Consider the following 7654-nt stretch of genomic DNA (forward strand, 5'->3'; position numbering starts at 1 on the left):
CGCTACGATGTCCGTATGGCTAGGGGCAGAATTCCGGATAGTGACATTGAGGCTATTCGCGAGCGGGCGGCGATCGAGGACATTGTCGGCGAGTATGTGCAGCTGAAACCAGCTGGGTATGACTCGCTGAAGGGCTTGAGCCCGTTTAAGGATGAGAAGACGCCGTCGTTCCACGTGCGTCCGGCGCGTGGCTACTACCACTGCTTTTCCACGGGTAAGGGCGGGGATGTTTTTTCCTTCCTGATGGAGATGGAGCAGATGTCCTTCCCGGAGGCGGTGGAGGCGGTTGCTCAGGAGATTGGCTACCACATCAATTATCAGGGCGGGACGACTGGTGGGCGTGATGTGAAGCCGGGGACTCGGGCGCGCTTGTTAGCGGTGAATAAGGCGGCGCATGAGTTTTACCGTGAGCAGTTGGAGACCCCGGAGGCGGAGGTCGGTAGGGATTTCTTGCTGGAGCGAGGGTTTTCGAAGGAGCTGATTTATCACTTCGAGTGCGGGTACGCCCCGGATGGTTGGGATACGTTGACGAAGCACTTGCTTCGCAAGGGTTTCGACGCCCAGGAGCTCCAGGACGCCGGGATTTCGAGTATGGGGCGTCGCGGGCCGATTGATAAGTTTCGGCGCCGTTTGATTTGGCCGATTAAGGACGTGGCCGGCAACGTGATCGGGTTCGGGGCCCGCAAGCTCTTCGATGATGACCCGATGGGCAAGTACATGAATACCGCGGACACGATGTTGTACCACAAGTCGAAGGTGCTGTTCGGGCTGGATTTGGCGAAGAAGCACATCGCTACGGATCACCAGACGGTGGTGGTGGAGGGGTACACGGACGTGATGGCGATGCACGCCGCGGGGGTGAAGACGGCGGTGGCGTCGTGTGGTACGGCGTTCGGGAAGGACCATATGGCGGTGATTCGCCGCCTCATGTTGGACGACAACTATTTCCGCGGCGAGCTGATTTACACCTTCGACGGCGACGAGGCCGGCCAGAAGGCGGCGATGCGCGCGTTCCAGGGGGACCAGCAGTTTTCGGGGCAGTCGTTTGTGGCGGTGGCCCCTGACGGGCTGGATCCTTGCGACTTGCGCCTTGAGCGCGGGGATTCCGCGTTGCGGGACTTGGTGGCGTCGAGAATCCCGATTTTTGAGTTCGTGATTGAGTCTTTGCTGAAGGACTACTCGCTGGACACGGCGGAGGGGCGCCTGCAGGCGTTGCGACGCACCGTCCCCGTCGTCGCCGGTATCAGCGATAAGGTACTGCAGACGGAGTACGCGCGCAGGCTCGCCGGCTGGGTGGGCTGGCCGAACCCGGATGAGGTGCTCCAGCAGGTCCGCGAGGAGGCCCACCGCCCGAAGCAGCAGCAGCGAACCTGGCAGAAACCGCAGCGCCAGCAGCAGGCCGCGCCGGGCCAGCCGCCCGCGTTGGTGCCGCCGAACCCGCAGGATCCGCTGTTGTGGCCGCAGCGCGAGGCGCTCAAGATTGCGTTGCAGTACCCGGAGAAAGCCGGCAGCTACTTTGAGGGCATTTCGCCTGAGGCGTTTACGAACCCGGCGTATCGGCAGGTGCGTGACGCGATCGAGAAGGCTGGCGGGGTGACGGGCGCGCACGTGGGTCCGCAGTTTTTGGCGCAGGTGGCGCAGGAGATGCTGGACCTGGTGGGCCGCAATTTCGTTTCCGAGTTGGCGGTCGAGCCGATGCACCCGGACGACATTGACCGTTACGTGGACTCGGTGCTTTCACGCCTGCAGGAGACACGCGTGGGGGATCAGATTGCGCTGTTGAAGGCGCAGCTGCAGCGGATGCGCCCCTCCGACGACGAGGCAGCCTACAACGCGCTGTTTTCCGACTTGGTGGCGTTGGAGCAGGCGCGCCGCGAGCTCAACGACCGCGCCCTGCGCGGCGGGGCGTACGGGCCGCAAAGCTAGTTGCCTTTGGCTTTGGCCTCCTGCCACAGCCGATCCTGGGTATCGGCGTCGATGGGGCCGGAGCTGCCGTCGAAAAGGTAGGGTGAGCGCGCCTTCATCTTGTCGACGAACCCCTGCGCCACCTCCGCGAACCCGAAGGCACCGCGCTCTGCCGCGATTTCGGCGTGGAAGAGTACCTGCAACAGGACGTCGGAGAGCTCTTTGCGGAGGGCCTCGTCGCCTTCGTTGTCGGTGATGGCGGCGGCGAGCTCCTCGGTTTCCTCGTGGAGGTAGGGCAGCAGTGTTTCGTGCGTCATGGAGCGTTCCCACTGTCCGCGCGTGCGTGCCGCGTGCATGACGGACACCGCCTGGTGGACCGGATCCTCGAGCGACGGCACGCGCTCGACGTGCTCGCCCTTTGCGACGCGCTCCCGCACCACCTCGTCGGCCTCGTTCGTGGTGAGGAGCCAGGGGCAGGGGCCATCAGGGGCGTCGGCAAGGTCCCAACGCACCGAGACGGGCACTTCCATGGTGAACTCCACTGGTCCGCGGATGCGCTGCGCTACCGAAACGGGCAGCATGTCGGGCCAACGAGGGTCAAGCACGAGGATGGTCATAGTGTGTAACAATAGTCCGCATGACAAACCAGATTGCAGAAGCCATCAAGACCGTTTCCCCAACCGCGGAAGCCGTCGCGCAAGAAACCGTCAGCTTTTCCCCGATCCGCTGGAAGACCGGCTGGCCACACAACCTGCGCCGCGTCCCACCCTTCCGTGACGACGCCACCGCGACCCTGACCCGCCGCGAAGTCTTCGCCTTCGCGCAGGATGTAGTGGATTCCGAGTTTGCCCGCGACCAGATCATTGACTTTTTGGGCGCGTCCTTCGCGTTCCAGGGCGGCAAGAACGCGCAGGCGCAGCTGAAGCTGCAGCAGTTCCTGCGCAACAAGGGCAAGGCGAACGCGCTGCTGCAGGCGCTGCGCAAGGTCGGCTCCGGCGAGCTCACCCCGGTCCAGCAGTACGAGGCCGTCGTGGCCACCGGCCTGCCCGCGAAGTTTGCGTCTGGCCTCATCTACTTCCTGGCCGGCCCACAGGAGGCCGCCGACGAGAAGCCGCTCATCATCTGCTCCAACCGTGCGAAGGGCGCCGGCCTGGACGTGACCAGTGACTGGTCCGCCGAGGAGTACGGCACCTACCTGGCAGCCATCAAGGCCGGGCGCGACGAGCACGCCCCCGACCTGCCACTCGACGCGGTAGAATTCGCACTACGCGAGCACGCCCGCCAAGGATAGGAGATTGTTATGCGCATCGACGTTCTCGCCGCACTTGCCCTCGGGTGCGTGGCGCTAGCCGGGTGTTCGACAGGGAAGTCGACGGACCTGGGATTCGCCGCTGCCGCTCAGGACGGCACGCCGTTTACGGTGTCGCAGGTTGTCGGGGACAGCGCCGAGCGCGCCTATCTTTTCTGCCCGTACACCGACAAGGCGCAAGCGGAGGCCCTGGGGTTCGACCCCGACGATGTCTACAGCATCAACGACAACGCGCAGCGCTGGGAGACCTGGACGGGCATCGGCGTCATCTTCAGCGACGATCGCACACCCGCCGTCGAGTGGTTCGACCCCTCAATTATCGACGCCTGCCCCGGCGCCACCACCGGCGATGAGCTCGATGTGAACGCCCCGATTACCCCCACCGTCGAGCCCGTCGAGTTCGCGGGCGACGAGGAGCCGACCGATGTGATCAAGTTGGTGGTGGAGTAGGCGCTGTTGTTCTGCGCGCTTTGTCACTCGGGCTGACTGGGGCGGCACCAAATTCCTTCACGCGGCGCCAGCGGCCTGGGGAAACGCTGGCGAATGTCCCCAAAAACAGGAATTTGGTGTTTTGGGTGGGGCTGAGCGCACCAAATTCCTTCACGCAGCGCCAGCGACCTGGGGAAACGCTGGCGACTGTTCCCGAAAACAGGAATTTGGTGCGCAAGCAAGGGGGCTGCCACCTAGGGTGGCGCCTAAAACCTAGCGCGTCAGGAACTGACCCAGGTCGAGGTTGGAGGACAGCTGCTGCAGCTGCGGCGGGATGGAGTTCTGGGAGCTGCCGAGGAGCTTCGCCCAGTCCTGAACCGGGTCCGGCTTCACGATGCCACATTCCAGCGCGCGGTCTGCCACTGCCTGGACGGTGCTGCCGGACATGACGCGAAGGGCGATGGAGTCGCCGATCTTGCCGTTGAGGTTGTTGACCAGCTGCTGGCGGGTGGTGTCCTTGCCTGCGACGCCGGTGCCGTTGAGGGTGACGCGCAGGGTGCTGCAGTTCATGGTTTTGACGTTGCCGTTCACCAGTTGCAGCAGCGACGTGGCGTCCTGTGCCTGTGCTGCCGGTGCGACGAGGCCTGCCAGGCCGGTCAGGGCTGCGATGCCGACGGTTGCGATGCGGGTGGAAAGACGCATGGAGTGCTCACTTTCGGTTGTATATAGGTGATTGAGAATGGAACGGAATACACCATACCTGTTACTGGAGTGACTGGAGTGAAAATTGGGGATTCCGGGGGTAGTGTAGGATCTTCTGCCATGACGTTTTCTGGCCGTCCCGGCAGGCGTGCGCGCGGGTGTGGGTGTGTGGCGCTGCTTGTCGTTGTCGGGGCGGTGGTGATGGTGGTCGCGTTCGTGGCCTTCCTACTTAGCGCGCTTGGTGGCCCGGAGCAGTTCGTGCAGCGCGAGCCGGTCCCGGAAGACGTACCCCCGGCGGCGGCCGCCGCCCCACCAGTGATTGATGTCTACGCGCCCGGCCGAACGGCCAACGAGCTCCACGCCTGGGCAGCCCCCATTGCCGAGGAAATTGGGGTTGATCCGCAGGCGGTGCGCGCCTACGGTAACGCCGCGCTGATCGCGGCGGAGGCCTGGCCGGCCTGCAATCTGCAGTGGAACACGCTCGCCGGTATCGGGTGGGTGGAGACCCGCCACGGCACCTATACGGGCAAGAAGTTCGACGCCGGTCGCCTCGACGAGAGTGGGGTGGCGCAGCCACCGATCGTCGGCCCGGCGCTCGATGGGACGGGCCACTTTGCGCTCATTACGGACACGGATGGCGGCATCCTCGACGGCGACACGGAGTTCGACCGCGCGGTGGGGCCGATGCAGTTCATCCCCGGCTCGTGGGTGATCTACGGCCGCGACGCGGACGGCGATGGGGTGGCCAACCCTCAGCAAATCGACGACGCCGCCCTGAGCGCAGCAAACCTCCTCTGTGCGAACGGGCGTGACCTGTCCACGGCGGAGGGTTGGTCGGACGCAGTGCTGACGTATAACCGCTCGCGTGAGTACCTCGACAACGTTCGCGACGCTGCTGCGAACTACGCGGTGATGCAACGCGCGTCCCGGTAGCCTGGCCAAGGAAAGTCACAAAAGTGGGCAAAACCGGGCATGGGTAAAACTTTTGACCAAGATCACATTTTGAATGGTGTGACCTTAAATGGCGTGGTTGGCGGCCTATCGTTGTACGGAAACGCAGCGAACGCGCCGATGTGACGAACACCAACAAGCATTTTTTGCTGCGATCTGGAACAATCGGTAACGGAAATTTGGTTTGGCCAATCTCAAGGAGATGAACTGTAGTGGCTGATATTATGCACGTCTTTGCTCGTGAAATTCTGGACTCTCGCGGTAACCCAACCGTTGAGGCTGAGGTTTTCCTCGACGATGGTGCGCACGGCATTGCGGGTGTTCCTTCCGGTGCGTCGACTGGTGCGCACGAGGCACACGAGCTGCGTGACGGTGGCGATCGCTACGGCGGCAAGGGTGTCCAGAAGGCTGTCAAGAACGTCAACGAGGAGATCGCTGACGAACTGGCTGGCATCGAGGCTGACGATCAGCGTCTGCTCGACCAGGCGATGATCAAGCTTGACGGCACGGACAACAAGTCCCGCCTGGGTGCGAACGCAATCCTGGGCGTGTCCATCGCTGCGGCGAAGGCTGCTGCTGAGTCCGCTGGTCTGCCGCTGTACCGCTACATCGGTGGCCCGAACGCTCACATCCTGCCAGTTCCGATGATGAACATCGTCAACGGTGGCGAGCACGCTGACTCCGGCGTCGACGTCCAGGAGTTCATGATTGCTCCGCTGAGTGCTGAGTCCTTCGCTGAGGCACTGCGCATGGGTGCAGAAGTCTACCACTCCCTGAAGTCCGTTATCAATGCAAAGGGCCTTTCCACCGGTCTTGGCGACGAGGGCGGCTTCGCTCCTTCCGTCGACTCCACCCGTGCAGCGCTTGACCTGATTGTTGAGGCAATCGAGAAGGCTGGCTTCAAGCCTGGCGAGGACGTCGCTCTGGCTCTGGATGTTGCTTCCTCCGAGTTCTTCGAGGACGGCGTGTACAAGTTCGAGGGTGGCGAGCACTCCGCTGAGGAGATGGCCAAGGTGTACGAGGAGCTCATCGCTGAGTACCCGATCGTCTCCATCGAGGACCCACTGCAGGAAGATGACTGGGAGGGCTACGCAAACCTGACCAAGACCATCGGCGACAAGGTCCAGATTGTTGGCGACGACTTCTTCGTCACCAACCCTGAGCGCCTCGCACGCGGCATCAAGGAGCACGCTGCGAACGCTCTGCTGGTGAAGGTCAACCAGATCGGTACTCTGACCGAGACCTTCGACGCTGTGGACATGGCGCACCGCGCTGGCTACCGCACCATGATGTCCCACCGCTCCGGCGAGACCGAGGACACCACCATTGCGGACCTCGCAGTGGCACTGGGCTGCGGCCAGATCAAGACTGGTGCACCGGCTCGTTCCGAGCGCGTTGCGAAGTACAACCAGCTGCTGCGCATCGAGGAAGAGCTTGGCGACGCCGCTGTTTACGCTGGTCGTTCCGCATTCCCACGCTTCAAGTAATCGCTTGATTTCTACACACCCCCTGCCAATCGCGCGCTCGCGCGTGGCAGGGGGTGTCGTGTTTTTCGCTGCTGTACACTAATGAGCACTATGAGCACCGGCACGCCCCAAGAGAAGCACCCAGCGAAGCGCCGCAGGAAGCGGCTGGCTCGCACTGTGCCTGTGGCGTCCCGCGAGCAGCGCAAGCAGCAACTCGCCGAGCAGAAGGCAAACAAGGAGTCGCGCTTCGCCGCCCCCAACTTAGCGACGCTCGCCCTGCTCATCATCGTGCTCATCGCCGTACTCGTGGCAGTAGCAGCCCCACTTCGCAACTTCTACGAGGGCCGCACGGAGATCGCGCGCGCCCAGGCAAACATCGAGCACCTTGAGCGACGCCAGGCGGACCTCGAGCGCGAAATTGCGAAGTACGAGGACCCCGAGTACCTCAACGAGGTTGCCCGTCGCCGCCTCGGAGTGATGGAACCGGGTGAGTCCGCCTGGCGAGTCATCGACCCCCGCATGACCCACGGCACCACCATCACCTCCGACGAAACCCCCGACGACCGCGGCTGGGCCGTATTCCTCTGGGACTCCCTGCGCGAGGTCCCCGAGAACGCCCCCACCGAGGAGGCGTCAGAAGCGCCTGCTCCCGCTCCCGCCGAGGCCCCCGAGGCTCCCGTTGCTCCTGCCGAAGCGCCTGAGGCGCCCGAAGCACAGTAGCCCGAAGCTAAAAGGTAGCAACAGGATTACTGCAATCCACTTTTCGGGAGCGCGGACATTTCGTTGGAGTGCTGAGGGCTGGAAGGTATTCCGATGCCCGCAAAGTTCCCCGACACCGTCCGCGAGGCCGCAGTCGACAAATACTTCGAAGGCATGACCACACCTGAGGTCT

8 protein-coding genes are annotated in these 7654 nt (G+C 63.4%); 6 read left to right on the plus strand and 2 right to left on the minus strand.

From position 1 onward, the window contains the following. Positions 1 to 15 precede the first annotated feature (15 nt). On the plus strand, positions 16 to 1926 hold the full coding sequence (gene dnaG, locus BJP07_RS02055) for a DNA primase (protein ID WP_071565836.1): 1911 nt from the start codon (positions 16 to 18) through the stop codon (positions 1924 to 1926). Here the strand turns inward: dnaG and BJP07_RS02060 are convergent. After that, on the minus strand, positions 1923 to 2522 hold the full coding sequence (locus tag BJP07_RS02060) for a MazG nucleotide pyrophosphohydrolase domain-containing protein (protein ID WP_071565837.1): 600 nt from the start codon (positions 2520 to 2522) through the stop codon (positions 1923 to 1925). The two genes, dnaG and BJP07_RS02060, sit on opposite strands and share 4 nt — an antisense overlap. 20 nt (positions 2523 to 2542) lie before the next feature. On the opposite strand from BJP07_RS02060, the gene BJP07_RS02065 reads away from it, so the two are divergent. Together BJP07_RS02065 and BJP07_RS02070 are read left to right on the plus strand one after the other, a co-directional pair. Further along, positions 2543 to 3196 carry a hypothetical protein gene (locus tag BJP07_RS02065; RefSeq protein WP_071565838.1) on the plus strand — a complete coding sequence of 218 codons (654 nt, stop codon included), beginning with the start codon at positions 2543 to 2545 and terminating at the stop codon, positions 3194 to 3196. A 9-nt stretch (positions 3197 to 3205) separates the two neighbouring features. Next, entirely contained in the window at positions 3206 to 3664 is a 459-nt protein-coding gene (locus tag BJP07_RS02070; protein WP_071565839.1) for a hypothetical protein, read from the plus strand. 252 nt (positions 3665 to 3916) lie between these two features. Here the strand turns inward: BJP07_RS02070 and BJP07_RS02075 are convergent, their stop codons facing one another. Then, on the minus strand, positions 3917 to 4345 hold the full coding sequence (locus BJP07_RS02075) for a hypothetical protein (protein WP_071565840.1): 429 nt from the start codon (positions 4343 to 4345) through the stop codon (positions 3917 to 3919). 120 nt (positions 4346 to 4465) lie between these two features. Here BJP07_RS02075 and BJP07_RS02080 point away from each other — a divergent pair, with 120 nt between their 5' ends. The 3 genes from BJP07_RS02080 (at position 4466) to BJP07_RS02090 (ending at position 7482) form a co-directional block, all read left to right on the plus strand. Then, positions 4466 to 5278: a lytic transglycosylase domain-containing protein gene (locus tag BJP07_RS02080; protein WP_071565841.1), complete on the plus strand. Its 813-nt coding sequence runs from the start codon at positions 4466 to 4468 to the stop codon at positions 5276 to 5278. Between the two features lie 230 nt (positions 5279 to 5508). Then, complete coding sequence (gene eno / locus BJP07_RS02085) at positions 5509 to 6783, plus strand: phosphopyruvate hydratase (protein ID WP_071565842.1); 1275 nt, start codon at positions 5509 to 5511, stop codon at positions 6781 to 6783. Positions 6784 to 6873: 90 nt separating this feature from the next. Beyond that, the gene (locus BJP07_RS02090) at positions 6874 to 7482 is read left to right on the plus strand and encodes a septum formation initiator family protein (RefSeq protein WP_071565843.1); all 609 of its coding nucleotides are present in this window, start codon (positions 6874 to 6876) and stop codon (positions 7480 to 7482) included. Positions 7483 to 7654 lie beyond the last annotated feature (172 nt).

This window comes from Corynebacterium sp. NML130628 (assembly GCF_001875665.1).
Taxonomy (GTDB): Bacteria; Actinomycetota; Actinomycetes; order Mycobacteriales; family Mycobacteriaceae; genus Corynebacterium.

Excerpts from the sequence above, each read along its gene's own strand:
- dnaG (WP_071565836.1), top strand. The coding sequence starts at position 16 with ATGGCTAGGGGCAGAATTCCGGATAGTGACATTGAGGCTATTCGCGAG.
- BJP07_RS02060 (WP_071565837.1), bottom strand. The coding sequence starts at position 2,522 with ATGACCATCCTCGTGCTTGACCCTCGTTGGCCCGACATGCTGCCCGTT.
- BJP07_RS02065 (WP_071565838.1), top strand. The coding sequence starts at position 2,543 with ATGACAAACCAGATTGCAGAAGCCATCAAGACCGTTTCCCCAACCGCG.
- BJP07_RS02070 (WP_071565839.1), top strand. The coding sequence starts at position 3,206 with ATGCGCATCGACGTTCTCGCCGCACTTGCCCTCGGGTGCGTGGCGCTA.
- BJP07_RS02075 (WP_071565840.1), bottom strand. The coding sequence starts at position 4,345 with ATGCGTCTTTCCACCCGCATCGCAACCGTCGGCATCGCAGCCCTGACC.
- BJP07_RS02080 (WP_071565841.1), top strand. The coding sequence starts at position 4,466 with ATGACGTTTTCTGGCCGTCCCGGCAGGCGTGCGCGCGGGTGTGGGTGT.
- BJP07_RS02090 (WP_071565843.1), top strand. The coding sequence starts at position 6,874 with ATGAGCACCGGCACGCCCCAAGAGAAGCACCCAGCGAAGCGCCGCAGG.